General features: G+C 68.9%; 20 protein-coding genes. 4 read left to right on the top strand and 16 right to left on the bottom strand.

Annotated features, from left to right (window positions below; translation table 11 throughout):
- Positions 1-119: 119 nt before the first annotated feature.
- The 11 genes from AC1RCS_RS15635 to AC1RCS_RS15585 form a co-directional block, all read right to left on the bottom strand.
- On the bottom strand, positions 120-794 hold the full coding sequence (locus tag AC1RCS_RS15635) for a GntR family transcriptional regulator (protein ID WP_218295178.1): 675 nt from the start codon (positions 792-794) through the stop codon (positions 120-122).
- A 104-nt stretch (positions 795-898) separates the two neighbouring features.
- Positions 899-1,900, bottom strand: a complete 1,002-nt coding sequence (locus AC1RCS_RS15630; protein WP_492245326.1) for a TRAP transporter substrate-binding protein — start codon at positions 1,898-1,900, stop codon at positions 899-901.
- Between the two features lie 57 nt (positions 1,901-1,957).
- The gene (locus tag AC1RCS_RS15625) at positions 1,958-3,223 is read right to left on the bottom strand and encodes a TRAP transporter large permease (protein ID WP_218295176.1); all 1,266 of its coding nucleotides are present in this window, start codon (positions 3,221-3,223) and stop codon (positions 1,958-1,960) included.
- Positions 3,224-3,239: 16 nt separating this feature from the next.
- Positions 3,240-3,878 carry a TRAP transporter small permease gene (locus AC1RCS_RS15620; RefSeq protein WP_492245325.1) on the bottom strand — a complete coding sequence of 213 codons (639 nt, stop codon included), beginning with the start codon at positions 3,876-3,878 and terminating at the stop codon, positions 3,240-3,242.
- A 128-nt stretch (positions 3,879-4,006) separates the two neighbouring features.
- A complete protein-coding gene (locus AC1RCS_RS15615) occupies positions 4,007-5,053 on the bottom strand; it encodes an Ldh family oxidoreductase (protein ID WP_492245324.1) in 1,047 nt (348 codons plus the stop codon).
- Positions 5,050-6,351 (bottom strand): FAD-dependent oxidoreductase, encoded by a 1,302-nt coding sequence (locus tag AC1RCS_RS15610; protein WP_492245323.1) that lies wholly within the window; start codon positions 6,349-6,351, stop codon positions 5,050-5,052. Before AC1RCS_RS15610 ends, AC1RCS_RS15615 begins: the two co-directional genes overlap by 4 nt.
- Positions 6,348-6,623 (bottom strand): 2Fe-2S iron-sulfur cluster-binding protein, encoded by a 276-nt coding sequence (locus AC1RCS_RS15605; RefSeq protein ID WP_492245322.1) that lies wholly within the window; start codon positions 6,621-6,623, stop codon positions 6,348-6,350. The genes AC1RCS_RS15610 and AC1RCS_RS15605 overlap by 4 nt, the downstream gene beginning before the upstream one ends.
- Positions 6,620-7,741 (bottom strand): NAD(P)/FAD-dependent oxidoreductase, encoded by a 1,122-nt coding sequence (locus AC1RCS_RS15600; protein ID WP_492245321.1) that lies wholly within the window; start codon positions 7,739-7,741, stop codon positions 6,620-6,622. The genes AC1RCS_RS15605 and AC1RCS_RS15600 overlap by 4 nt, the downstream gene beginning before the upstream one ends.
- Positions 7,742-7,777: 36 nt before the next feature.
- The gene (locus tag AC1RCS_RS15595) at positions 7,778-8,716 is read right to left on the bottom strand and encodes a 4-hydroxyproline epimerase (RefSeq protein ID WP_218295332.1); all 939 of its coding nucleotides are present in this window, start codon (positions 8,714-8,716) and stop codon (positions 7,778-7,780) included.
- An 85-nt stretch (positions 8,717-8,801) separates the two neighbouring features.
- Positions 8,802-9,944: a branched-chain amino acid ABC transporter substrate-binding protein gene (locus AC1RCS_RS15590; RefSeq protein ID WP_492245320.1), complete on the bottom strand. Its 1,143-nt coding sequence runs from the start codon at positions 9,942-9,944 to the stop codon at positions 8,802-8,804.
- Positions 9,945-10,027: 83 nt separating this feature from the next.
- Positions 10,028-10,942, bottom strand: a complete 915-nt coding sequence (locus AC1RCS_RS15585) for a dihydrodipicolinate synthase family protein (protein ID WP_492245319.1) — start codon at positions 10,940-10,942, stop codon at positions 10,028-10,030.
- Between the two features lie 475 nt (positions 10,943-11,417).
- Between AC1RCS_RS15585 and alaS the strand changes: the two genes are divergently transcribed.
- Both alaS and AC1RCS_RS15575 read left to right on the top strand, forming a co-directional pair.
- Positions 11,418-14,051, top strand: a complete 2,634-nt coding sequence (gene alaS, locus AC1RCS_RS15580; protein WP_218338689.1) for an alanine--tRNA ligase — start codon at positions 11,418-11,420, stop codon at positions 14,049-14,051.
- 98 nt (positions 14,052-14,149) lie between these two features.
- Complete coding sequence (locus AC1RCS_RS15575; protein ID WP_492245318.1) at positions 14,150-17,128, top strand: HD domain-containing phosphohydrolase; 2,979 nt, start codon at positions 14,150-14,152, stop codon at positions 17,126-17,128.
- Between the two features lie 93 nt (positions 17,129-17,221).
- On the opposite strand, the gene AC1RCS_RS15570 is transcribed toward AC1RCS_RS15575, so the two are convergent.
- From AC1RCS_RS15570 to AC1RCS_RS15550, 5 genes are all read right to left on the bottom strand, one after another.
- Positions 17,222-18,274: a GGDEF domain-containing protein gene (locus AC1RCS_RS15570; protein ID WP_218295166.1), complete on the bottom strand. Its 1,053-nt coding sequence runs from the start codon at positions 18,272-18,274 to the stop codon at positions 17,222-17,224.
- Between the two features lie 34 nt (positions 18,275-18,308).
- Positions 18,309-19,076 carry a tRNA (guanosine(46)-N7)-methyltransferase TrmB gene (gene trmB / locus AC1RCS_RS15565; protein WP_492245317.1) on the bottom strand — a complete coding sequence of 256 codons (768 nt, stop codon included), beginning with the start codon at positions 19,074-19,076 and terminating at the stop codon, positions 18,309-18,311.
- Positions 19,073-20,050 (bottom strand): tRNA glutamyl-Q(34) synthetase GluQRS, encoded by a 978-nt coding sequence (gene gluQRS / locus AC1RCS_RS15560; RefSeq protein ID WP_492245316.1) that lies wholly within the window; start codon positions 20,048-20,050, stop codon positions 19,073-19,075. The genes trmB and gluQRS overlap by 4 nt, the downstream gene beginning before the upstream one ends.
- Positions 20,047-21,195, bottom strand: coding sequence for an NAD(P)/FAD-dependent oxidoreductase (locus AC1RCS_RS15555; protein ID WP_492245315.1), 1,149 nt, complete (start codon positions 21,193-21,195; stop codon positions 20,047-20,049). Before AC1RCS_RS15555 ends, gluQRS begins: the two co-directional genes overlap by 4 nt.
- 118 nt (positions 21,196-21,313) lie before the next feature.
- On the bottom strand, positions 21,314-22,252 hold the full coding sequence (locus tag AC1RCS_RS15550; protein WP_218295163.1) for a LysR family transcriptional regulator: 939 nt from the start codon (positions 22,250-22,252) through the stop codon (positions 21,314-21,316).
- Between the two features lie 105 nt (positions 22,253-22,357).
- On the opposite strand from AC1RCS_RS15550, the gene AC1RCS_RS15545 reads away from it, so the two are divergent.
- Both AC1RCS_RS15545 and AC1RCS_RS15540 read left to right on the top strand, forming a co-directional pair.
- Positions 22,358-23,059, top strand: coding sequence for a pirin family protein (locus AC1RCS_RS15545; protein ID WP_492245314.1), 702 nt, complete (start codon positions 22,358-22,360; stop codon positions 23,057-23,059).
- Positions 23,060-23,105: 46 nt separating this feature from the next.
- The gene (locus AC1RCS_RS15540) at positions 23,106-23,519 is read left to right on the top strand and encodes a DoxX family protein (RefSeq protein WP_218295161.1); all 414 of its coding nucleotides are present in this window, start codon (positions 23,106-23,108) and stop codon (positions 23,517-23,519) included.
- The last annotated feature ends 80 nt before the right edge of the window (positions 23,520-23,599 follow it).

Genomic DNA, 23,599 nt, shown 5'->3' with positions numbered 1-23,599 from the left:
CTCTATGCGATGCGCGTGAGGTGATCAGCGGCTGGGCGCCTGCAAGAGCTTGTCACAGCGGAGGCGGCGCGGTCCATGGCAGATGTACTTCGGAGTGGTGCCGGCGGGCATTCGGCCCGCTACTGGTCGATGATGCGCCGCGCGAACCGCTCCAGGTAGTCCATGAGCTGCTCCGCACCGGCCACGGCCCTCGCTTCGTCGCCCGTGGCGATGCCCTGGGCCAGGTGCATGTGGGCGCGCGCGCCCTCGGACACCTCGCCCTCGTGCTGGTAGGCGTACCAGAACCGGCGGCACTGCACGATGAGCGGCGACACGCATTTGACGGCCGAGTGGTTCTGGCTGGCCTGGTGCGTCACCACATCCAGCTCGTGGTCGGCCAGCATGTAGTCGTCCAGATGGCCGCGCGCGGCGGCGTCCACCATCTTTTCCGCGCAGCGCACGATGGCCTGGCGCTGCGGCGCGGTGGCGCGGCGTGCCGCGCACGAGGCAACCAGGCGTTCCAGCACGCGGCGTGTCTGGATCACGTCCAGGTGGTCGGCCAGGTCGATGTGCGATACCAGCAGCCCGCGCCGGGGCTGCTGCGCGATGAGTCCGATGGAGACCATGCGCAGCAGCGCCTCGCGCACCGGGGTGCGGCCCAGGCCGGTGCTTTCGGCGATCTCGGCCTCGACCACCGGACTGCCGGGCTGCAGCTGCAGCGTGGAGATCATGGCTTCGATGGCGTCGTAGGCCACGTCGGCCGCGCGCCGTTTGGGGGCGGGGTCTCGCGGGAGGGATGCGCTGCTCGGTTTCATGCTGGGGGAATGGCGTTCGTTGTCCTGGCCGCGGGGGCGCGGTGCCGCATCTTAGAACCTGTTGGCGGTCCGTGGCACGGGGAGCGCTCCCGCCCGCACCCTTCCTACAGGCCCGCGCCCGCCTTGCGCAGCTCGGCGATCTGAGGAGCCTTGGGCAGCCACAGCTTGTCGAACTCCTGGATGATGCCGTCGGGGTTGTAGCTGGAGGCGCTCTTGAACGCGATGCCCGAGCCCTTGAACTTCTCGATCAGGCCGGCTTCCGTGGTGACGATGTCGTTGATCTGGGCGTCCAGCGTCTGGGCCACCAGCTTGCGGATCAGCTCCTTGTCCTTGGCATCCAGGCCCTGCCAGATGCGGCCCGACACCAGCGGGGCAAAGGGCATGAAGAGGGCGTTCATCTGCAGCAGGGTCTTGGAAACCTTGTCGAAGCGCTGGTTCCACGAGAACTCGATGTCGGCTTCCAGCCCATCCACCTGGCCGTTGCTCATGGCGTCGAACACGGCGGGCGTGGGAATGGGCGTCGGGGCGGCGCCTAGCAACTGGTAGAAGTCGCGGTACACGGGGGTGGGGTTGATGCGCAGCTTCATGCCCTTGAGGTCGGTCGGCACCGCGATGTCCTTGGTGGCGAACACCGCGCGCATGCCGGTGATGCCCCAGCCCAGCCCGATGGTGCCGGTTTCGCGCGGCAGCACCTCCAGCAGCTTCAGCGCGGCGGGGGTGCGCACCAGCTTGGCCACCGCGGGGGTCGAGCGCACCAGGTAGGGCGCGTTGATGGCCGCCACGCTCGCCACCCGCGAGCCCAGCTCTGCGGCCTGGATCCAGCCCATGTCCAGGGCGCCGGATTGCAGCTGCTGCATCATGGCCGTCTCGTTGCCCAACTGGCCCGAGTGGAACACGGTCACGCTCAGGCGGCCATCGGTCTCTTTCTTCAGCGCTTCGCCGAACTGCAGCGCGGCGCGGTTCCATGAGTGCCCCGCCGGGGTGATCAGGCCCAGGCGGAATTCCTTGGCATCGGCGGCGAGCACGACGGACGGAAAGCCCAGCGGGGCCGCTGCGGCGGCTGCCGCGGCGGTGGACTGGATGAAGTGGCGGCGGGAAACGGTCATGGTGAACTCCTGGAAGTTGTGCGAGGCAATGCGAAGAGGGCGAAGGGATGGAGCCGCTTACTTGATCAGGGCAAGCGACAGGCTGGGGAACAGGGAGAGCATCACCAGCGCCACGCAGCTGATGAGGAAGAAGGGCAGGGTGACGATGAACATCTTGCCGGGCTTGGCGCCGGTGACGGCGGCCGCGACGAAGAAGCTCAGCCCCACGGGCGGGGACATCAGGCCCAGCACCAGGTTGATCACCACCACCACGCCGAAGTGGCGCGGGTCGATGTGGTAGATGTCGGTGGCGATGGGCAGCAGGATGGGCACGGTCATGATCAGCCCGGGGATGCCGTCGATCACGGTGCCGATGACCAGCAGGATGACGTTGACCAGCAGCAGGAAGGTGATCGGGTCGTGCGCCACGGTCTGGATCCAGGCCGCCACCATCTGCGGCACCTTGCCGTAGATCAGCAGCCAGGAAAACACCGCGGCGGCGGCCACCAGGAACAGCACGATGGCCGAGTAGATGGCCGAGCGCAACAGGATGGCGGGCATGGAGCCGAGCCGGAATTCCTTGGTCACATACCGCCCCACCAGCGCCGCGGCCAGGGCGCCCACGGCGGCCGCTTCGGTCGGATTGGCCAAGCCGCCCAGGATGGAGCCCACGATCACGATCGGGATCAGCAGGGTGGGGCTGGATGTCACCACGGTGCGGGCCCGCTGCGCCAGCGTGCGCCTTTCGCTGCGCGGGTAGTCGTAGATGAAACCCATCAGCGCGATGATGATGAAGAACAGGATGGTGAGCAGGATGCCCGGCAGGATGCCCGCGATGAGCATGTCGCCCACGGCCACCTGTGCCAGCACGCTGTAGACCACGAACATCACCGAAGGTGGAATGATCGGCCCCAGCATGCCGCCGTAGACCGTGAGGCCGGCGGCGAAGGTCTTGTCGTAGCCCTGCTTTTCCATCTCGGGCACCATCACCTGGGACATGATGGCCACCTGGGCCGTGGCCGAGCCGATGATGGACGAGACCAGCATGTTGGCCAGGATGTTCACGTAGGCCAAGCCCCCCTTGACGGAGCCGACGAAGGCCATCGACATGTCCACCAGGCGGCGCGTGATGCCGCCGCTGTTCATGATCTCGCCGATCAGGATGAACAGCGGAATGGCGATGAGCCCATAGCTGTCCACCCCCGCGAACATCTGCATGGGAAAGGACTGGAACAGCACGGTGTTGCCGGTGCTGAAGATGTACGCGATGCCCGAGATGCACAGGCACACGCCGATGGGCACGCCCACCATGAGGGCCGCGCAGAAGAAGAGGGAAGTGAACATGGGGCGGGCTCCGGGGTCAGTTCACGGCGTCGGCGCTGACGACGTCGAAACCAGGGTGGCTGCGGCGCGGTGCCAGGCCCATGTCCTCGATGAGGTTGGCTAGCGCGTGCAGCGTGAAGGTGAGGGAAAACAGCGGCAGGATCAGCTGCAGCACCCAGGTGGGCCAGTTCAGGGTCTGGGTGCGCTCGGTATAGAGGAAGTTGAAGGTCTCGGCACCGAATTCCTTGGCGTCGAAGCCGTAGCGGGCGATGCCCACCGGGTCCATCCACAGCCAGCACATCACCAGCATGGCGATGCCAAACAGCAGCACCCCCGTGGTGGCGATGACCTTGGCCGCCTTGGCCCATTTCTCGGAGAGCTTCTCGGTCAGCATGCCCACCGCGAAGTCCATGCGCAGCCGTGTCATCACGGAGGCCCCCACGAAGGTCAGCCAGACCACGGTGTAGACCGCCGCTTCGTCGATCCAGTAAATGGGAAAGCCGGTGTAGCGGGTGGCCACGTTCAGCAGGATCAGCGCCACCAGCAAGGTCATCAGGGCGGTGAGGCAGTTGCGCTCCGCGCGCAGCACCAGGCTGGACAGGGCGAGGACCGCGCGGGCCGGCGCTGCGGGCGCGGGCCCGCCGGGTGGGGTGGGAGAAGCGGTGGCGGTGGACATGGGGTGGGCTCCGTGGTCTGGGTGTCGGGAATGGGGCGCCGGTTTAAATATCTTCTTGATATATGTAGAAGCAAGATGAATGCGCGCGGGTGGCGCGCGTACCGGTCGGCGCGCCCGCGCTGCCGGGTTCAGCCTGCCATCGCGAGGATCTCTCCGTACAGGGCGCGTGGCACCGCCGCGCCCTCGGCCAGGCTGCGCGCCCGGGCGGCGAAGCGGCGCTGCGAGGGCAGCCGGGCGCCCTGGCCAGTGATGGCATCGAACATCGCCTCGGCACGCGCCTGGTGGGGGGCCGCATCGCCGCCCGCAAACTGGGCGGGGTCGAAGGCCAGCACCAGTTCGCCATGCAGGGGCGTGGCGCCGGCGCCAGCGTCGTGGGCGATGGATTCGCGGCTGGTCCAGTCGCCGATCAGCGTGCCGGCCATGAGCTCGACCATGGTGGCCAGGGCCGAGCCCTTGTGCCCGCCAAAGGTGCGCATGGCGCCCCGCGCCACGGCCACCGGATCGGTGGAAGGCCGGCCCTGGCCGTCCACCCCGCAGCCCTCGGGCAGGGGCTGGCCCGCGCGGCGGTGCAGCTCCAGGTCGCCGCGCGCGATGGCGCTGGTGGCGAAGTCGAACACATAGGGGTGGGGACCCGGGCGTGGCCAGCCGAAGGCGATGGGGTTGGTGCCGAAGACGGGCTGGTGCCCGCCGGCCGGCGCCACCCAGGCGTGGCTGGGCGTGAGTGCCAGGGCCGCCAGGCCGTGGGCGGTGAGGGCCTCGATCTCGGGCCACAGTGCCGAGAAGTGCACGCAGCGGTTGATGACCAGCGCACCCATGCCGTGGCGGCGGGTGGCCTCCACCAGCGCGGGCAGGCCTTGTTCGAAAGCCAGGGGTGAAAACGCCCCCTGGGCGTCCACCCGCACCACCGGGCCGGCGCCCGCCTGCAGCACTGGCAGGGCCTGCAGCTCCACCTTGCCGGTGCGCACCGTGTGGGCACAGCTGGTGAGCCGGTAGACGCCGTGCGACTGGCAGGCATCACGCTGCCCGGCCACGATGACGCGGGCCATGGCGCCCGCGTGGGCTTCGCCCAGGCCCAGACGCAGCAGCACGGCACGCGCCAGGGCCATCAGGTCGTCCAGGGGGACGTGCACCATCGCGGAGCTGGCGGGGGCGGGAAGGGGAGTGGTGTCGTTCATGGGCGGATGCCGGTGGATTCGTCCACCGGGGTGGGGCATTGCGCCAGCGTGCCGATGCGCGCGGGCGCCAGCAGATGGCGGGGTGGGGCGGGCGTCCAGCCGAACAGCGCATGGGTGGCGGCACCACACACGCGGCCCTGGCAGGCGCCCATGCCGCAGCGCGTGTGCAGCTTGGCGTCGATCCAGCTGCTGCGGGAGGCCAGCTCGCGCAAGGGCACGTCTTCGCAGCGGCAGACGAGGGTGTCCGGGGCGGCCAGCTGGCGCACCGCCTCGCCGAGCTCGAAGTGGGTGTGCAGCAGGTCCGCGAAACCTTGCCAGCGGGCCAGGGCGGCTTGGCGGGCCTGGGCCCGGGCCGTGTCGCCCGCGGCGGCATGCCCCGCGATGGCGCCCTGTGCCAGCGCGCGTTCGCTGCCGCCAAAGCCGGTGCATTCCCCTGCGGCGTACACATGGGGCACGCTGGTGGCCATGAGGCCGTCCACCTGCAGGCCTTGGCGATCGTTGAGCGTGCAGCCCAGCAGTTGGCCCATCTGGGTGTTGGGCACCAGCCCAAAGCCGCAGGCAAGCCGGTCGCAGGCCAGGGTTTCCTGGCGCGTGCCGCGCTGGATCCGCACGGCCTCCAGCCGGCCCTGGCCCTGTGCATGCAGCACGTGGCTGGAGGCGCGCCAGTGGTGGTTGAACAGGGTCGTTGCCTGCAGCGCCTTGGCGGGCCAGCGCGGCAGCTGCAGCGCGAAGGCGGCCAGGGCCCGCCAGGAAGCCTGTTCGGCAATGCGGATGACCTGGGCGCCGGCCTTGCGGGCGGTGTCGGCGCAGGCCAGCAGCAGGGGACCGGTGCCGGCCACCACGATGCGCTGGCCCTGCACCGGCAAGCCGGCCTTGATCAGCGCCTGCAGTCCGCCGGCGCCGGTCACGCCGGGTAGCGTCCAGCCGGGAAAGGGCAGCAGCAGCTCCCGTGCTCCGTTGCACAGCACCAGGCGGTGGCTGTGCTGGATCCAGCCCTGTTCGGCGTCTTCCAGCAGCAAGGCGGGGGCATCTTGCGGCGCCGAGGGGCCACCCAGCCCCACCACGCGCGTGCCGCACAGCAGGCGGATGTTCGGGTAGCGCTCCAGCGCCTCGCGGTGCTGGCGAGCGAGCGGGGGCAGGGTGCTGCCGGGGCCGTCGCGCCAGATCTGTCCGCCGGGATGGATGTTGTCGTCCACGAGGGTGATGGCAAGGCCCCGGGGCGCCGCCGCCAGGGCGGCCGCCATGCCGGCGGGACCGGCGCCGATGATCAGCAGATCGCAGCGCTGGTGGGGGGTCATGGCATACCTGCCTGCGGCTGGCCGCGTGTGTCGATCACCATGCCGTCGGTGCACAGGGTCTGGCAGGCCAGGCGCTGGCGGCCGTCCACAAGCACCCGGCACTCGTGGCAGATGCCCATGCCGCAGAAAGGCGCACGGCGCTCGCCGGTGACCGACGTGCGGGCGCAGCCCGGAGGCAGCAGGGCCAGGGCCGCCGCGACGCTGTGGCCCGGTGCCAGCTCGATGGTGGTGCCGTCGATGACGGCGTGTACCAGGGGAGTGGATGTGCTCATGCCGCCAGGCCTTCCAGGCTGAAGCGCTGCGCCGCGAAGGGGGCGGGGTCCAGGGGCAGGGGGCCACCGGTCAGCTGCGCCGCCAGCAACTCGGCGGTGGCGGGGGCGGTGGTCACGCCCAGGCCTTCGTGGCCCACGGCCAGCCAGAGCTGGTCGCGGGTGGGGTGGCGCCCGATGATGGGCAGGCTGTCGGGCGTGGTGGCGCGAAATCCCGTCCAGGTGCGGATGGCGTTCAGCCCGGCCAGGCCGGGCATGTAGTCCAAGGCGCGGCGCAGCATCCGGGCCAGCACGTCCTGGTCGATGGCCGGGTCGGTGGTGTCGAACTGGCGCGATGAGCCCAGCAGCAGTTGCCCGGTGGGCCGGGGCTGCAGGTTGAACGCCACGGAGGTGCCGTCGGTCTGGTGGGCGTTGCTGATGTAGCCCAGCTCCACCAGCTGGTGCCGCACCACGCCGGGGTAGCGGTCGGTGATGAGCAGGTGGCCCTTCTTGGGGCGGATGGGGAGCTCGGGGCACAAGCGCGTGGCATGGATGCCGGCGGCCAGCACCACGGCCTGGGCTTCGCGCCAGCTGCCGTCCACCAGCTGCACCCGGCCGCCCTCGATGCGGCATGCCTCGGCCTGCTCGAAGCGGATCTGGCGCGGTGCCTGCTGCAGCAGCCACTGGGCGGCATTGGGGGCATACACCACGCTGTCGCCGGGCACCTTCAGTGCGCCCCGCAGTCCGGGGCGCAGGGCGGGTTCCAGGCGCCGCAGGGTGGCGGCGTCCAGCAGGTCACAGGGCAGGCCGTGGCGCTGCAGGCGCTGGGCTTTTTCTTCGGCACCGGCCATCTCGGCGTCGTTGGCGGCCAGCCAGAGCGTGCCGCAGTTGGTGTAGGCGCAGCCGGGCTGGTCGGCCGTCATCCGTGGTCCCCACGCATGCCAGAGCGCCAGGGATGCCTGGCTCAGCGCCAGCTCGGCGGGGTTGTCGTCCATCACCACCAAGTGGCCCATACCGGCCGCCGTGGCGCCGCCCAGCCGGGCGTCCAGCACCAGCACATGCAGGCCACGGCCTGCGAGGACATGGGCGCAGGCCGCGCCGACGATGCCTGCTCCGATGACGATGACGTCCGCGTGTCGCATGGTGCCTGCCGGGTGGGTGTGCCTGAAAAGAGGGCCTTAGAGCCGGATGCCCCAGCCGAAGGGGTCGCTGGCCTCGATCAGCAGCGTGGCCTCGGCGCTCATGTGGGCCGTGCCGCGCAGCGTGGGGATGATCCTGCCGGCCTGGGTGTCGGGTTCGTAGCGTGCCTCGAAGCTGCTGCCGATGATGCTGGCCTGGCGCCACGCCTGGCCGGGCTGCAGCGTGCCGTCGGCCGCCAGGCAGGCCAGCTTGGCGCTGGTGCCGGTGCCGCAGGGCGAGCGGTCGTAGGCACCGCCCGGGCAGAGCACGAAGTTGCGGCTGTCGGCCACGTCGTCGTCGGCAAAGAGCTCGATGTGGTCGATCTCGCCGCCGTTGTCGCCGCGGACGCCCTGGTCTTTCAGGGCCTGCTGGATGGCGCTGGTGTAGTCGGTCAGCGCCTGCAGGTTGTCGCTGGCCACGCGCTGGCCGTGCCCGCTCATCAGGAAGAACCAGTTGCCGCCCCAGGCCACGTCGCCCGTGACAGTGCCGATGCCCGGCACCTGGAGCGACAGGCCCTGGTGCAGCCGGTAGGCCGGCACGTTGCGCACGCTGACCGAGCCATCCTCGTGCAGCGTGGTGGTCACCGTGCCCACGGGCGTCTCGATGCCGTGCACCCCGGGCTCGATGCGGCCCAGGTAGGCCAGCGAGGCCACCAGGCCGATGGTGCCGTGGCCGCACATGCCGAGGTAGCCGGTGTTGTTGAAGAAGATCACGCCCGCCGCATTGGCCGGGTTCTGCGGCGCGCACAGCAGCGCGCCCACGATCACGTCGTTGCCGCGCGGCTCGAGCACCGTGGCCGCGCGCCAGGCATCGTGCTGGCTGGCCAGCAGGGCGCGGCGCTCGGCCATGCTGCCGGTGCCCAGGTCGGGAAAGCCGCCCACCACGAGCCGCGTGGGTTCACCCCCGGTGTGGGAGTCGAGGATCTGTATGCGTTGCATGCGGGTGTCGTGGGTCATGGTCGGTCACATGGCAGAAAGGTGCAGGCATCGTAGCGGCGGGCCGCCACGATTTCGCGGCGGAGTTTCAATAGCTGGCCAGCGGCACGGGGGCGGCGTTCTTGAACGTGAGCACCGTGATGGGAGCTTGCTTGAGGTTGCCCTTGTCGTCGTAGGCATAGGTGCCCGCCACGCCCTGGTGGCTGCCCTGGAGCATCTGCGCGCCGACCTTGGCGGGTTCCACGGACTGGGCCTTCTGCATGGCATCGGCCATGAACATCACCTGGTCGTAGTAGGACGCCGCATAGGCATCGGCATCCAGCTTGAAGCGCGCCTTGTATTTCGCCTTGAAGGCCGGGCCGTTCGCGGCCTTGTCGAGCATGGTGCCGCCCTGGGCGCAGAACACGGTGTCGTTCACCGCTTCGCCACCGAGCTTGCCGACCTCGGGGCTGCACAGCGTGTCGCCACCCAAGAGCTTGGCCGTGAGGCCCAGCTGCTTCATCTGCCGCGCCATGGGCGCGGCCTGCGGGGCGTAGCCGCCAAAGAAGATGGCCTGCGGCTGCTTGCCCTTGAGGCTGGTGAGGATGGATAGGAAATCGGTGGACTTGTCGGTCGTGAACTCCTGGCCCACCACGGTCAGGCCCTGCTTCTTCGCCTCCTTGGTGAACTGGTCGGCCACGCCCTGGCCGAAGGCGGTGCGGTCGTCGATCACCGCCACCTGCTTGACCTTGAGCACCTGGGCGGCATACACGGCCATGTTCGAGCCGATCTGGGTGTCGCTGGCGATGATGCGGAACAGGTTCTTGTAGCCGTTCTCGGTGACCTTGGGGTTGGTGCCCACGGTGGAGACCATGGCCCCGCCTTCGCTGTAGACGCGTGAGGCGGGAATGGCCACGCCCGAGCAGTACGGCCCCATGACGAACTTCACGCCGCTGTCCACCAGCTTCTGCGCCACGCTCACCCCGGTGCGGGCGTCGCACTGGTCGTCCTCGGACACGAGGTCGAACTTCAGGGTCTTGCCTCCCACCACGATCTTCTTCGCGTTGAGCTCCTCGACGGCCAGGCGCACGCCGTTCTCGTTGTCCTTGCCCGCGAAGGCATTGGGGCCGGAGAGCGGGCCGCTGTGGCCGATCTTGACCAGCTGTTCCTGGGCGCCGGCATGTGTGGCCAGCATCAGCGCCGCGATGGCGGCGGGCGTCAGGGTCCGAAATCCGAAAGATGCACGTGTCATGGGAAACCTCTTGTGTGTGCGAAGGGGAAGGGCCGCTGTTGTCTCCTGCGGCCCGGGGGGGCAGCCTGTCGGTCGGTACCGTCTCAGGCCACGGACTGGTACTCGGCGGGGCGTGTTTCCAGCGCCTTCCTGACGATGCGCTTGATGAAGGCGCGCTCCTCGCCAATCAGGGGCAGGCGCGGGCGGCGCATGTGCTCGGTGCCCACACCCACCAGCAGGTCGATCAGCTTGAGGTTCTGCACGAGCTTGGTGGAGACGTCGAGGTGCAGCATGGGCGTCATCCATTGGTAGAGCTTGAGTGCCTCGGCAAAGCGGCCGGCCTTCATCAGGTCGTACAGCGCCACGGTCTCGCGCGGGAAGGCGCAGCCCACGCCGGCCAGCAGGCCGTCGCAGCCCAGCGCCAGGCCCTCGTAGGCCAGGTCGTCCACGCCCAGGAAGATCTGGTAGCGGTCGCCCAGCGCGATGCGCAGGTCGGTCACGCGGCGGATGTTGTCGGTGCTTTCCTTGATGGCTTCGATCCACTTGCAGTCCGCCAGCTCGGCGAAGTGCTCGGGCTTGAGGTCCACGCGGTAGGCCACCGGGTTGTTGTAGACCATCACCGGCTTCTGCGCGGCCTCGGCCATGGTGCGCACGTTCAGCATGGCTTCGCGCGCGTCGGCGACGTAGATCACCGAGGGCATGACCATGTAGCCAGCCACTCCGAGCTTGTTGCCGCCGTCGATGTAGCGCAGGGCTTCCCGGGTGCTGGTCTCCGAGACATTCGCCAGCACGGGGATGCGGCCGTCGGCGGCTTCCAGTGCGATCTTGGCGACCTGCAGCTTTTCTTCCAGCGAGAGGGTGCTGGCTTCACCCAGCGAGCCGCAGGTCACCAGGCCGTGGATGCCGTTGCGGATCTGGAAGTCGATGTGGCGCGCCGTGCCTTCGGCATCGATGCTCTCGTCGGCGTGGAACTTGGTGGTGATGGCGGGGAAGATGCCTTGCCAGCGGGGATGGTTCATGGATGGACTCCTGAGGAAAAAGAAGGATGGGAAAAGGGCGGGGGTGGGTGGTGACGATGAAGTAGCGTTGCTGTAAATATATTAAGAAGATATTTAAAATATCTTGTCAGGGTATTTAGCATCTTGCGTGCCAGCCGGATTTGCGCTTGGATGGTCCCAAAGCGGGTGTCCCGGGCGCCGGCATGCCCCGCAGCGGGGCGCGGGCGGCCCCAGCGCAGTGCGCGGGGTGGATGCATGCCCGGCGCAGGTGCGCCCAGGGCCCGGGCCTGGCCGAGGTGTCCCCGCACCCGGTTGCCCGGTTGACCTATCGGCAGGCCGCCCGTGCCCGGGCGGCATTGAATGAAGGGGCCTCCAGGGCCGGAGGCCGGTTCAGGCCGCCGTCTCGATAGAATCCGTGGTTCTCCCCATAAACCGGGTGGCCGCGCCGCGTGCGCGAGGCCCCTCACTGATCCAGGCCTGTTGCCCCTTTTCGCACATGACCCACAACACCACGCCTTCGTTCTCGGTTGCCGACATCCGCAAGTCCTTCCTGGATTTCTTTGCCTCCAAGGGCCACACCATCGTGGCCTCGAGCTCGCTGGTGCCGGGCAACGACCCCACGCTGATGTTCACCAACTCCGGCATGGTGCAGTTCAAGGACGTGTTCCTGGGCACCGACAAGCGCCCCTACAACCGCGCCGTGTCGGTGCAGGCCTGCCTGCGCGCCGGCGGCAAGCACAATGACCTGGAGAACGTGGGCTACACCGCGCGCCACCACACCTTCTTCGAGATGCTGGGCAACTGGAGCTTTGGCGACTACTTCAAGCGCGAGTCGCTGAAATGGGCCTGGGAACTTCTCACCACCGTGTACAAGCTGCCGCCCGAGCGCCTGCTGGCCACCGTGTACGAAGAGGACGACGAAGCCTACGACATCTGGACCAAGGAAATCGGCCTGCCGCCAGAGCGCGTGATCCGCATCGGCGACAACAAGGGCGGCCGCTACAAGTCCGACAACTTCTGGATGATGGCCGACACCGGTCCCTGCGGCCCCTGCAGCGAGATCTTCTACGACCACGGCGACCACATTCCCGGCGGCCCCCCCGGCAGCCCCGATGAAGACGGCGACCGCTTCATCGAGATCTGGAACAACGTGTTCATGCAGTTCGACATGGCCGAAGACGGCTCGGTCACGCCGCTGCCCGCGCCCTGCGTGGACACGGGCATGGGCCTGGAGCGCCTGGCCGCGATCCTGCAGCACGTGCACAGCAACTACGAGATCGACCTGTTCGACGCGCTGATCAAGGCCGCCGGCCGCGAGACCGGCGTGGCCGACCTGAACAACAAGAGCCTGCGCGTGATCGCCGACCACATCCGCGCCACCGCCTTCCTGGTGAGCGACGGCGTGATCCCCAGCAACGAAGGCCGCGGCTACGTGCAGCGCCGCATCGTGCGCCGCGCCATCCGCCACGGCTACAAGCTGGGCAAGAAGACGCCGTTTTTCCACAAGCTGGTGGGCGAGCTGGTGCGCCTGATGGGCGACGCCTACCCCAAGCTGCGCGAGCAGGAGCAGCGCATCACCGACGTGCTCAAGGCCGAGGAAGAGCGCTTCTTCGAGACCCTGGCCAATGGCATGGAGATTCTGGACGCAGCCCTGGGCGGTGGCGCCAAGGTGCTGCCCGGCGACGTGGCCTTCAAGCTGCACGACACCTACGGCTTCCCGCTGGACCTGACCAACGACGTGTGCCGCGAGCGCGACGTCGAGGTGGACGAGGCCGGCTTCAAGGTCGCCATGGAAAAACAGAAGGCCCAGGCCCGCGCCGCTGGCAAGTTCAAGATGGACAAGGCGCTGGAGTACACCGGCGCGGCTAACCAGTTCACCGGCTACGAACACCTGGCGGAAACTGCAAAGATCGTAGCTATCTACGTGGACGGGACAAGCGCTGCCGCCCTGAAGAGTGGTCAAAACGGCGTGGTGGTGCTCGACACGACCCCGTTCTATGCCGAAAGCGGCGGCCAGGTGGGCGACGAAGGCGTCATCACCAGTGGCTCGGCCCGCTTCGCGGTGGGCGACACGCTCAAGATCAAGGCCGACGTGTATGGCCACCACGGCACGCTCGAAGAGGGCACCCTGAACGTGGGCGACACCGTGCAGGCCCAGGTGAACACGGCCGTGCGTGCGGCCACGGTGCGCAACCACTCGGTGACGCACATCATGCACAAGGCCCTGCGCGAAGTGCTGGGCGGCCACGTGCAGCAAAAGGGCAGCCTGGTCAATGCCGACCGCACCCGCTTCGACTTCACGCACAACGGCGCCGTCACCGCAGCGGAAATCCGCGAGGTGGAGCGCCGCGTGAACGAGGAAATCCTGGCCAACCAGCCCACGCAGGCCCGCGTGATGGACATCGAGTCGGCCCAGAAGACCGGTGCCGTGATGCTGTTCGGCGAGAAATACGGTGAAACCGTGCGCGTGCTGGACATCGGCACCAGCCGCGAACTGTGCGGCGGCACGCACGTGCAGCGCACCGGCGACATCGGCCTGTTCAAGGTGGTCGCCGAAGGCGGCGTGGCCGCGGGCGTGCGCCGTATCGAAGCCGTGACCGGCGCCAACGCGCTCGCCTACCTGCAGCAGCTTGAAGACACCGTGACCCAGGCCGCCGGTACGCTGAAGGCCCCCGTGAGCGAACTCAATGGCCGGATCGCACAGGCACTCGACAACGCGCGCGCGCTGGAGAAGGAAGTGGCGGCGCTCAAGGGCAAGCTGGCGTCCAACCAAGGCGACGAGCTGGTGAACCAGGCCGTCGATGTGAAGGGCCTCAAGGTACTGGCCGCTGCCTTGCCCGGCGCCGACGCCAAGACCCTGCGCGACACCATGGACAAGCTCAAGGACAAGCTCAAGACCGCCGCGATCGTGCTGGCCGCCGTCGATGGCGACAAGGTGCAGATCGCCGCCGGCGTCACGGCCGACAGCGTGGGCCGCCTGAAGGCGGGCGAGCTGGTCAACTTCGTGGCCCAGCAAGTGGGCGGCAAGGGCGGCGGCAAGCCCGACATGGCCATGGCGGGCGGCACCGATGCCTCCAGCCTGCCCGCGGCGCTCGCGTCGGTGGCCGGCTGGGTGGCCCAGAAAATCTGAGGACCTGGACGCCCTGCGGAGCGGTGGTCCGGGCGGCCACCGCCGAGCGGCGAAATAGGGGATGACGGGCCACCGCCTTTCCCCCTACATTGGTGCGCATGGACACCCTGCGCGAAAGCCCGCCAGAGCCCGTGCCAGGCTATGGCGCCCGCTCCAGCCCCTCCTCAGCCCCGGGGGCTGACGGACTGCCCTGGTGGCGGCGCATCACCGTTCCGTTCGAGGTGGTGATCGCCTCGGTGGTGGTGTCCGCCATGCTGCTGCTCACGGTGGTGCTGGTCTACCAGGTGGGTACCAGCGCGCGGGAGGCGATCATCGCGGCCTCGGACGACAGCGCCCGGCACATCAGCCAGCTGATCAGCGAAAGGGTGCACCACATCGTGGACCCCGCCGATGCCACGATCCGGCTGCTCGCGTTCGATCCCATTGCCTCGGCGACCAGCCTGCAGGCCCGGCTGCGCCGCCTGCCGGTGTTTGCACGCCTGCTGGAGCAAAATCCCTTGCTGTCGGCGGTTTTCATCGGATATGCCGACGGGCAGTTCCTGCTGGTGCGGCCGCTGCGCGATGCGCAACTGCGCACGCGGCTGGACGCGCCAGCGCAGGCCGCGTTCTTGCTCCAGTCGATGGCCCGCGAGCGCGGCACCACAGGCCTGGTGGGGCGCTGGAGCTACTACGACGCGCAGCTGCGCCTGCTCGAATCCTCCGTGCGCCCTGGCTACCTCTACGATCCCCGCTCGCGCCCCTGGTACGCCGAAGCGGCAGACAAGAACACGCAGATACTGACCGCGCCCTATGTGTTCTTCACCACGCAGGAGGTGGGGGTCACGCTGAGCCAGCCCAGCGAGGACGGGCGCGCCGTGATCGGCCTGGACGTGGCGCTCACCGACCTCGGGAGGGAGATTGGCAGCCTGCGGCTGATGCCCCGCACCGAGATCGCCGTGGTGGACCCGGCCCAGCGCGTGCTGGCGTATCCGGACATGTCGCGCGTGCTGCTGCGCGAGGGTGGGGAGACCAGCCTCAAGCTGCGCACGCTGAAGGAGCTGGGTGTGCCCAGCCTGCAGGCCCTGGGCGGCGGGGGGACGGCGAAGGGGCCGTCGCGCCGCTTCATGGCCGATGGCGAGGAGTGGCTCGCCACGGTGCTGCCCCTGAAATCGCAGCGTTGGCAGGGGCTGCACATCCTGATGGCGATCCCCACCGCCGAACTGCTGGCGGATGTGAATCAGAACCTGTGGCGCCAGGTATGGCTGTCCCTGGGGCTCATCGTGCTGATGCTGCCCGTGGGATGGATGGCCGGGCGGCGCGTGGGGCGCAGCCTTTCGGGGCTGGCCACCCAGGCGCAGGCGCTGGCGCGGTTCGATTTCCGGCGGCCGGCGCACCGCCTGTCGCCCGTGCGCGAGGTGCGCGAACTGGGCCAGGTGATGGACCGCATGTCGGACACCATCCAGGAGTTTCTGCACATCACCCACCACATCAGTGCCGAGTCGCGCATGGAGCTCATGCTGTCCAGCGTGCTCTACGAACTGGTGCGTGCCACCAGCTGCACGGGCGGGGCGGTGTACCTGGTGGAGGAGCAGCGGGCGGGGCTGCTGCGCACGGCGCGGTACTGCGAAGACCCCGAGCACCAGCCACGGTACCCGGAGCACCTGCCCATGGTGCATTTCATCAACCATGCCGAGCCGCAGCCCGGCGACCAGGAGGAGGGCGATGGGGACGCCATGCCCCAGCGCGTGCTGCGCGTGCAGTTGCGCACGCGCGATGGGCAACCCCTGGGCCTGCTGGTGCTGCGCTACCTGTCGGACCCGCGGCAGGAGGATGTCCATTTCCGGGCGTTTGTCGAGAAGCTGTCCGGCACCTTGTCGGTGGCGATTGAAACGCGCGGCCTGATCGAGGGGCAAAAGAAGCTGTTCGACGCCGTCATCCGCCTGCTGGCCGATGCCATCGATGCGAAAAGCCCCTACACGGGGGGGCACTGCGAGCGTGTGCCGCAATTGGCCGAATTCCTCATGCAGCGCATGTGCGAGGCGAAGGAGGGGCCTTTCGCGCAGGTGGCGATGACCGATGCCGAACGCTACGAGTTCCGTCTGGGCGCCTGGCTGCACGACTGCGGCAAGGTCACTAGCCCCGAGCACATCATCGACAAGGCCACCAAGCTGGAGGCGCTGTACAACCGCATCCACGAGGTGCGCATGCGCTTCGAGGTGCTGTGGCGCGATGCCGAGCTGGACTACTGGAAGCAGCATGTCTCCGGCGTGGACCCGGTGCGCCTGCAGCGCGAGCTGCTGCAGCGGCGCGACCGGCTGCAGGAAGAGTTCGCCTTCGTGGCGCGATGCAACGTAGGGGGCGAATTCATGGCCGATGCGGACGTGCAGCGGCTCGCCGGGATTGCCCGCCAGGTGTGGCAGCGGCATTTCGACGACCGGCTGGGCCTGTCGATGGCGGAGATGGGGCGCCTGGCGGACGTGCCGGTGCGCCCCCTGCCCGCCAACGAGCCCCTGCTGGCCGACCGGGCCGAGCACATCGTGCCCTGGGGTTCCCGGCGCCCGCCGGTGGAGGCGGGCAACCCGGCCAACAAATGGGGCTTCGACATGGCGCTGCCGTCCCAGGAGGCGCATCTGGGCGAGTTGCACAATCTGTCGATACGGCGCGGAACCCTGACCGCGGAAGACCGCTTCAAGATCAACGACCATATCGTGCAGACCATCGTCATGCTCAGCGGCCTGCCGTTTCCGCCGCACCTGGCGCGTGTGCCGTCCATCGCGGGCTCGCACCATGAAAAGCTCGATGGCACCGGGTACCCGCGGCGCCTCAAGGCGGGGCAATTGACACTGGCGGACCGCGTGATGACGCTGGCCGACATCTTCGAGGCGCTGACGGCGGCGGACCGTCCCTATAAGGCCCCCAAGACCTTGTCCGAGTCGCTCCGGATCATGGCCCACATGGTGCGTGACCGCCATATCGATGCCGAGGTGTTCCGCTTCTTCCTGTCCAGCGGGGTGTGGCTGGACTACGCCGAGCGCTTCCTGCCTGCCGCGCAGCGCGATGCGGTGGATGTGCCGGCCCTCGTGGCGTCGCTGGACTGACGGCGTGCGCCGGGTACGGGCGCTGCCTCCTTCGAGCGGCTGCGGCGCGATGGCTGCCGCCGGGGAACGCCGCGCGAGACAGCCGGCCGCTTGCTAGAACAGCTCGACGTCGTCGTTGGCGACCTTGGCGGACAGATGGCCGGTGGCCACCAGTTCATCGTAGAAGCAGACCTGGTTGCGGCCATGTTCCTTGGCGTAGTAAAGCGCCTGGTCGGCCTGGCCCAGTATTTCCACCGGCGAGCCCCGGGCCGTGCTCACGAAGCCCAGGCTCACGGTGACCTGGCCCACCTGCGGAAAAGGGTACTCCTGCACCGCCAGGCGAAAGCGGTTGAAGACCCGGTGGGCCGTGCTCAATGTGGTGGAGCGCAGCAGCACCACGAACTCTTCGCCACCAAAACGGAAGATGCGGTCATGGCTGCGGAACGAGCTGCGCAGGATGTTGGCAATGAGGATCAGCACCTCGTCGCCATACAGGTGGCCGAAGCGGTCGTTCACCAGCTTGAAATGGTCGATGTCCACCACGGCCAGCCACTGCTGCACCGGTTCGCCGGGCAATGAGCCTTCTTCAGGCGGGAACGATTCGGTCAGGGGCCCCGAACGGCTGCTGGCCAGCCCGCTCACGGCGTGGCGCGAGAACTGTTCGTCGAAGGTCTTGCGGTTGAACAGGCCCGTGAGCGCGTCGCGTTCGCTGTAGTCGAGCAGGCTCTGGTAGTTCTGGTAGACCTGGAACACGCCCTTGAGCACTTCGAGCTTGTGCGCCGAGAACGGGCGGGAGTGCGTGATTTCCAGGCAGGTGTTGACCTTGTCGTGCATCCACACCGGCAGCCAGAGCACATGGCGGCCCTTGCGCGGCGAGGCCAGCGCGCTGTCGCCGTGGCTCGCGACGCATTCGCGCAGGGCGGGATACTGGTCCAGCGTTTCCCGCCGGGGGTCTGCGGCGGCTTCCGAGTCGGTGGACACCAGGTGCCCCTCTTCCACCCAGGTGCGTGGACGCACGTGGGGCACGCCGGCATGCGTGAACAGCTCCAGGGCCCTGACTTCAACGATGCCGCTGAGCTTTTGCAGCGTGGACAGCACCGACACTTCCAGCCGCAGGTGGTCGCGGTGGCCGGTCATCTCAACCAGGTTCTGAAGAATGGGCTTCATGGGTGGTGTACGGTGGGCCGGCGCGGTCATGTTGTCAATGGCGTCGCACGAACACAACATCCCACACACCGTGCCCCAGCCGCAGGCCGCGGTTCTCGAACTTGGTGAGGGGCCGGTAGCCGGGTTGCGGGGCGAAGCCCGTGGCGGTGTTCTGGAGCCGGGGCTCGGCGGCCAGTACCTGCAGCATCTGCTCGGCATAGGGCTGCCAGTCCGTGGCGCAATGCAGGTAACCGCCGGGCTTCAGCCGCGCGGCCAGCTTGGCCACCAGGGGCGCCTGGATCAGGCGGCGCTTGTTGTGTTTCTTCTTGTGCCAGGGGTCGGGGAAGAAGATATGCACGCCATCCAGGCCGCCTTCGGGCAGCATGTGGTCGATCACCTCCACGGCATCGTGCTGCAGGATGCGGATGTTGGTCAGCCCCTGCTCGCCGATGCGCTTGAGCAGGGCGCCCACGCCGGGTTCGTGCACTTCGCAGCACAGGAAGTTGTCGTCCGGGCGGACCCCGGCGATATGGGCCGTGGCCTCGCCCATGCCGAATCCGATCTCCAGCACCAGCGGGGCCGTGCGGCCAAAGGCCGCGGGGGCATCCAGCGGCGCGGGCGCATAGGGCAGGATGAAGCGGGGCCCCAGGTCTTCAAAGGCCTTGGCCTGGCCCGTCGTGGTGCGGCCGGCGCGGCGCACGAAGCTCTTGATGGTCTTGGGATGGCTCACGCCGGCGGGGGCTCCACCAGTTGTCGTGGAGGCCGCAGAGGGCGCGGCAGGCGCGGCGGCGGGGGTGGAGGCGTTGTGGGTCAGTTCGGTCACGGTGCGACATTGTAGTTTCGTCGCCACGCTGCCACCCAGAGGGTCAGCGCATCCGAGATGCAACGGGTGTTCGGATCTGTCAGCGGCGGCAGGCCCAGCACCTGCGCGGCCCCGGCCAGTGCCTGCAGGGGGGCGGCCAGCTCCAGCGCCCGGGCCCCGTTCTGCTTGGACAGCTTTTCGCCGTTCTCGCCGCACACCAGCGGCGTGTGCAGGTAGCGGGGCGTGGGCACGCCCAGGGCCTGCTGCAGCAGGATCTGCCGGGGCGTGTTGTCGGCCAGGTCCTCGCCGCGCACGACATGGGTCATGCCCTGGTCCGCATCGTCCACGACGACCGCGAGCTGGTAGGCCCAGAGCCCGTCGGCCCGGCGCAGCACGAAGTCGCCCACGGCATGGGCAACGTCCTGCCGCTGTGTGCCCAGGCGGCGGTCCTGCCAGTCGAGGATGCCCGATGCTATCGAATATGTAGCTGCCCGCGCTTGATCCGTATGCGCCAGGGCCTGATCTGGCTGAAACTCTGTGGCATTGAAGCGCCAGGAGCGGCCGGTGCGCCCGTGCAGGCCGTGGCGGCAGGTGCCGGGGTAGGGGAGTGCCGCATGCCGCTCGCGCGCATGGCCCAGGGCCGCCTGGGCTTCTTCGATGTCCTTGCGCGAGCAGGCGCAGGGGTAGGCATGGTGCTGCGCGATCAACTGGTCCAGCGCCCGCTGGTACAGCGCGCCGCGGGTGGATTGCCAGACTGGCGGCGCATCGGGCACCAGGCCGCAGGTGGCCAGCTGCCGCAGGATGAACTCACCGGCGCCTTCCACGCAGCGTGGCGTGTCCACGTCCTCGATGCGCACCAGCCAGCGCCCCTGGTGGGCCTGGGCGTCGAGCCAGCTGGCCAGGGCGGCCACCAGCGAGCCCGCGTGCAGCGGGCCCGTGGGAGAGGGCGCGAACCGGCCGGTGTAGCGGGGCCCCGCGGCCACGCCCGCCGTCATGCCACCGCGAGTGCCAGCTCCAGGCCCGACACGAAGGCATCCTCCACCCGGTGGCCCAGGCACCAGTCGCCGCAGGCGCCCAGGCCCATGCCCGCGTCCCACAGGTGGCTGCGGCCCAGCGGGTGCGTGGTTTGCGCGTAGCGCCAGCGGCGCGTGTCGGCATGGGCGGGTTCGGCCCGGATGCCGGTGACCTCGGCGAACGCCTTGATGAGCTTGGCCTGCACGCGGCCTTCGTCGTCTTCCAGATGCTCGGCGGACCAGGCCGGGCTGGCCTGGACCGTCCAGCGCTCGATCACGTTGCGGCCGGGCTTGGACGATTCGCGCGCCAGCCAGGCAATCCGGTGGTGGGTGCTGCGCGCTGCGTTCCATTGCGGGCCCAGCGTGGTGAGCCCGGGGCGCACGGCCTGGGGGTAGGCCAGCATGAGCGTCCAGCAGGGAGCGATGGCGACGGTGGAAAGCGCTTCGGTGAGCGGCGTGTCCAGCGCCGAGTTGGCCAGGAGCGCCTGGGCGGGCACCGACGGCTGCGCGAGCAGCACGGCGTCAAAACCCGCGTAGACGCGCTGGGTGCCGCCCGGGCCTTCGGTGCGAAGCTGCCAGCCGGGGGCATTCACGGAGTCGCGTTCGATGCGGACCACGCGCGTGCCGGTGACCAGCTGGCCTGCCTGGCGCAGCGGCTCGGCCCAGGTGGCCACCAGCGACTGCATGCCCGGGCTGGCCACCCAGTGCGCCTCGCGATGGGGCAGGCCGGCGGCGGCCACGCGGCCGGTGGCGTCGAGCACCTGCACGGAATTGGCGCTCCAGCGCTTGCAGATGCCGGGCACGGTGTCGATGGCGCGCGCGAAGCGCGGATCGCGCACGGTGAAGTACTGCGCGCCCGCGTCAAAGTTGCCGAACGGGCTGTCGATGGTGGCGGTGCGGCCACCGGCCTGCGCCGATTTCTCGAACACCGTCACGCGGTGCCCTGCCTGCACCAGCGTGCGGGCGCAGGCAATGCCCGCCATGCCGGCGCCGATGATGGCGAAGTGCCGCTGCGCGGCCCCCGAATACGTGGTGGGCGCCGCGTCCGTGGCCGGCACGGAGGCGGATGGCCCGGAGGCTGCGGTGCGTCGGTGCCGTTTGGCGGGGCGTGGAACGGGGTTGCTCATGGAAGGCCTTTCGATGACGGTCGGCAGGTGAAATACACGGCCCTGCGCGCGTGAGCGCAAATGCCATGCAACAGGAACCACTCTACACGCGCTGCGGCGCGTGGGCGTGTGCGCCGGATCAGAAATGATGGTGGTTTTCCAGCAGAGCGCGGCGGGTGGCGGGGCTTTGCAGCTGATGGAGCCACCATTGCAGCGCGCGGCCGGGGGCCGTGAAGCCCGGGCCGCCCCAGGCGTAGTGCACGCGGACGTTGCGTTCGGGGCGCGCCACGCGGCGCGCCACCAGCCTGCCGGCCTCGAGGTACGGGCGCACCATGGGTTCGGGCAGGAAGCCGCCGCCCAGGCCGCGCAGCTGCACGCGCACCTTGGCCTGCATGGTGTCCACGGTGAGCACGTCCTGTCCGCCCAGCAGGCCCATGGTGGCGCCGCCGCGCGTGGCCGAATCGGCCACCGCCACGGCGCGGTGCTGCAGCAGCATGGCGTCGGTGATGGGCTCGGGCGCGGAGGCCAGCGGGTGGTGCGGCGCCACCACGTAGATGAACAGCAGGTCCCCCAGGGGCGCCTGCTGCAGGCCGGCCACGTTGGCGCCGGCGACCGACACGCCGATGGCCAGGTCGGCCCGGCCCGAGGTCAGGGCCTCCAGGGTGCCGGTCATGATGCCGTCGCGCAGTTTCAGCCGGGTGGGCGGGGCCATGGCGTAGAACGCGTCCACCAGCTCCAGCATGGTGTGCGGCGAGATCGCGCCATCGACCGAAATGGTGAGCTGCGGCTCCCAGCCGGTGGCCACGCGGCGCACCCGGTGGGCCACGGCATCGATGTCCTGCAGCAGGCGCGCGCCTTCGCGCAGCAGTTCGACGCCCGCCTCTGTGGGCTTGGCCTGCCGGGCGCTGCGGTCGAACAGCAGCACATCCAGCGCGTCCTCGATCTGGCGCACGCGGTAGGTGAGGGCGCTGGGCACCAGGCCGAGCTGCCGGGCTGCGGCGGCGAAACTGCCCGCCTCGGCGATCACCTGCAGCATGGTCAATGCATCAGGGGTCAGGACATCACGGGCATTTTGCATGGTGGCGCCATGTTAATTCAGATTATTTGAACGGTTCCATCAATCTGGCAGCTCCTGCGTGCTGGACCCGGGTTCTACAGTGGGGGCTTGAAAGGAGCACGCGCCATGCTGACTGTTCGCAAATCACAAGACCGGGGCCATGCCGACCATGGGTGGCTCCATTCGTTCCACAGCTTCTCGTTCGCCGGCTACTACGATCCGGCCCACATGGGCTTTGGCAACCTGCGTGTCTTCAACGAAGACCGCATTGCGCCGGGCACGGGGTTTGGCACGCACGGCCACCGGGACATGGAAATCATCAGCTACGTGCTGTCGGGCGAGCTGGCCCACAAGGACAGCATGGGCAACATCCTGGGCATTCCGCCGGGCGACGTGCAGCGCATGAGCGCGGGTTCGGGCGTGATGCACAGCGAGTTCAACCATGCGCCGGGACAGACGACGCACTTCCTGCAGATATGGATCGAGCCGAACGTGCGCGGCATCCCGCCAAGCTATGAGCAAAAGACCGTTGCCGAGGCGAGCAAGCGGGGCGCCCTGTGCCTGGTGGCCTCTCCCGACGGCGCGCACGGCTCGGTCACGATCCACGCCGACGCGTCCCTGTACGCCGGCTTGCTCAATGCCGGCGAGGCCGTCACACTGGCCCTGAACCCGGCGCGCAAGGCCTACGTGCACCTTGTGCGTGGCGGGCTCACGGTGAATGGAAATGCTCTGTCGGGCGGCGACGCCGCGCTGATCGAGAACGAAACCGCCTTGTCGTTGACCCATGGCCACGATGCCGAGGTGCTGGTGTTTGATCTGGCCGCCTGATAGTTACCTGACGTTCTTTTAGCAACCACTTCTCCAGGAGTTCACCATGTTCACATCCCTGCAAAATCCCCTGGCCCTGGCGTCCCGCCTGCTGCTGGCGGCCCTGTTCCTGCCCGCGGGCATCGGCAAGATCACCGGCTTTGCCGGTACCGTGGGCTACATCGGTTCGGTGGGGCTGCCCATGCCGACCGTCGCTGCCGCCGTGGCCGCGGCCGTCGAGGTGCTGGGCAGCCTGGCGCTCATCTTCGGCCTTGGCACGCGCTTTGCGGCCCTCGCGCTGGCGCTCTTCACGCTGGTGGCCAGCTTTTTCTTCCACGCGTACTGGAGCCTGCCCGCCGACAAGCAGATGATGCAGCAGCTTATGTTCTTCAAGAACGTCGCCATCAGCGGCGGCCTGCTGGCCCTCGTCGCGTTTGGCGCGGGCGGCTGGAGCCTGGACGCCCGGCGCGGTGCGCGCTGAACTGCGCTGACGGGGCCGGGCCGCTACGGCGGCGGCGTGCGCGGGCAGCGCAGCCCATGCACGCCCTTGCGCCGCGCCTG

The sequence above is a fragment of the Acidovorax sp. GW823-FHT01C06 genome (assembly GCF_058798375.1).
Note: the sequence above shows the minus strand (reverse complement) of the source record. Positions and strands in the feature narration are given on the sequence as shown.

Coding starts and splice junctions, on each gene's coding strand:
- AC1RCS_RS15635 (WP_218295178.1), bottom strand. CDS start 794: ATGAAACCGAGCAGCGCATCCCTCCCGCGAGACCCCGCCCCCAAACGG.
- AC1RCS_RS15630 (WP_492245326.1), bottom strand. CDS start 1,900: ATGACCGTTTCCCGCCGCCACTTCATCCAGTCCACCGCCGCGGCAGCC.
- AC1RCS_RS15625 (WP_218295176.1), bottom strand. CDS start 3,223: ATGTTCACTTCCCTCTTCTTCTGCGCGGCCCTCATGGTGGGCGTGCCC.
- AC1RCS_RS15620 (WP_492245325.1), bottom strand. CDS start 3,878: ATGTCCACCGCCACCGCTTCTCCCACCCCACCCGGCGGGCCCGCGCCC.
- AC1RCS_RS15615 (WP_492245324.1), bottom strand. CDS start 5,053: ATGAACGACACCACTCCCCTTCCCGCCCCCGCCAGCTCCGCGATGGTG.
- AC1RCS_RS15610 (WP_492245323.1), bottom strand. CDS start 6,351: ATGACCCCCCACCAGCGCTGCGATCTGCTGATCATCGGCGCCGGTCCC.
- AC1RCS_RS15605 (WP_492245322.1), bottom strand. CDS start 6,623: ATGAGCACATCCACTCCCCTGGTACACGCCGTCATCGACGGCACCACC.
- AC1RCS_RS15600 (WP_492245321.1), bottom strand. CDS start 7,741: ATGCGACACGCGGACGTCATCGTCATCGGAGCAGGCATCGTCGGCGCG.
- AC1RCS_RS15595 (WP_218295332.1), bottom strand. CDS start 8,716: ATGCAACGCATACAGATCCTCGACTCCCACACCGGGGGTGAACCCACG.
- AC1RCS_RS15590 (WP_492245320.1), bottom strand. CDS start 9,944: ATGACACGTGCATCTTTCGGATTTCGGACCCTGACGCCCGCCGCCATC.
- AC1RCS_RS15585 (WP_492245319.1), bottom strand. CDS start 10,942: ATGAACCATCCCCGCTGGCAAGGCATCTTCCCCGCCATCACCACCAAG.
- alaS (WP_218338689.1), top strand. CDS start 11,418: ATGACCCACAACACCACGCCTTCGTTCTCGGTTGCCGACATCCGCAAG.
- AC1RCS_RS15575 (WP_492245318.1), top strand. CDS start 14,150: ATGGACACCCTGCGCGAAAGCCCGCCAGAGCCCGTGCCAGGCTATGGC.
- AC1RCS_RS15570 (WP_218295166.1), bottom strand. CDS start 18,274: ATGAAGCCCATTCTTCAGAACCTGGTTGAGATGACCGGCCACCGCGAC.
- gluQRS (WP_492245316.1), bottom strand. CDS start 20,050: ATGACGGCGGGCGTGGCCGCGGGGCCCCGCTACACCGGCCGGTTCGCG.
- AC1RCS_RS15555 (WP_492245315.1), bottom strand. CDS start 21,195: ATGAGCAACCCCGTTCCACGCCCCGCCAAACGGCACCGACGCACCGCA.
- AC1RCS_RS15550 (WP_218295163.1), bottom strand. CDS start 22,252: ATGCAAAATGCCCGTGATGTCCTGACCCCTGATGCATTGACCATGCTG.
- AC1RCS_RS15545 (WP_492245314.1), top strand. CDS start 22,358: ATGCTGACTGTTCGCAAATCACAAGACCGGGGCCATGCCGACCATGGG.
- AC1RCS_RS15540 (WP_218295161.1), top strand. CDS start 23,106: ATGTTCACATCCCTGCAAAATCCCCTGGCCCTGGCGTCCCGCCTGCTG.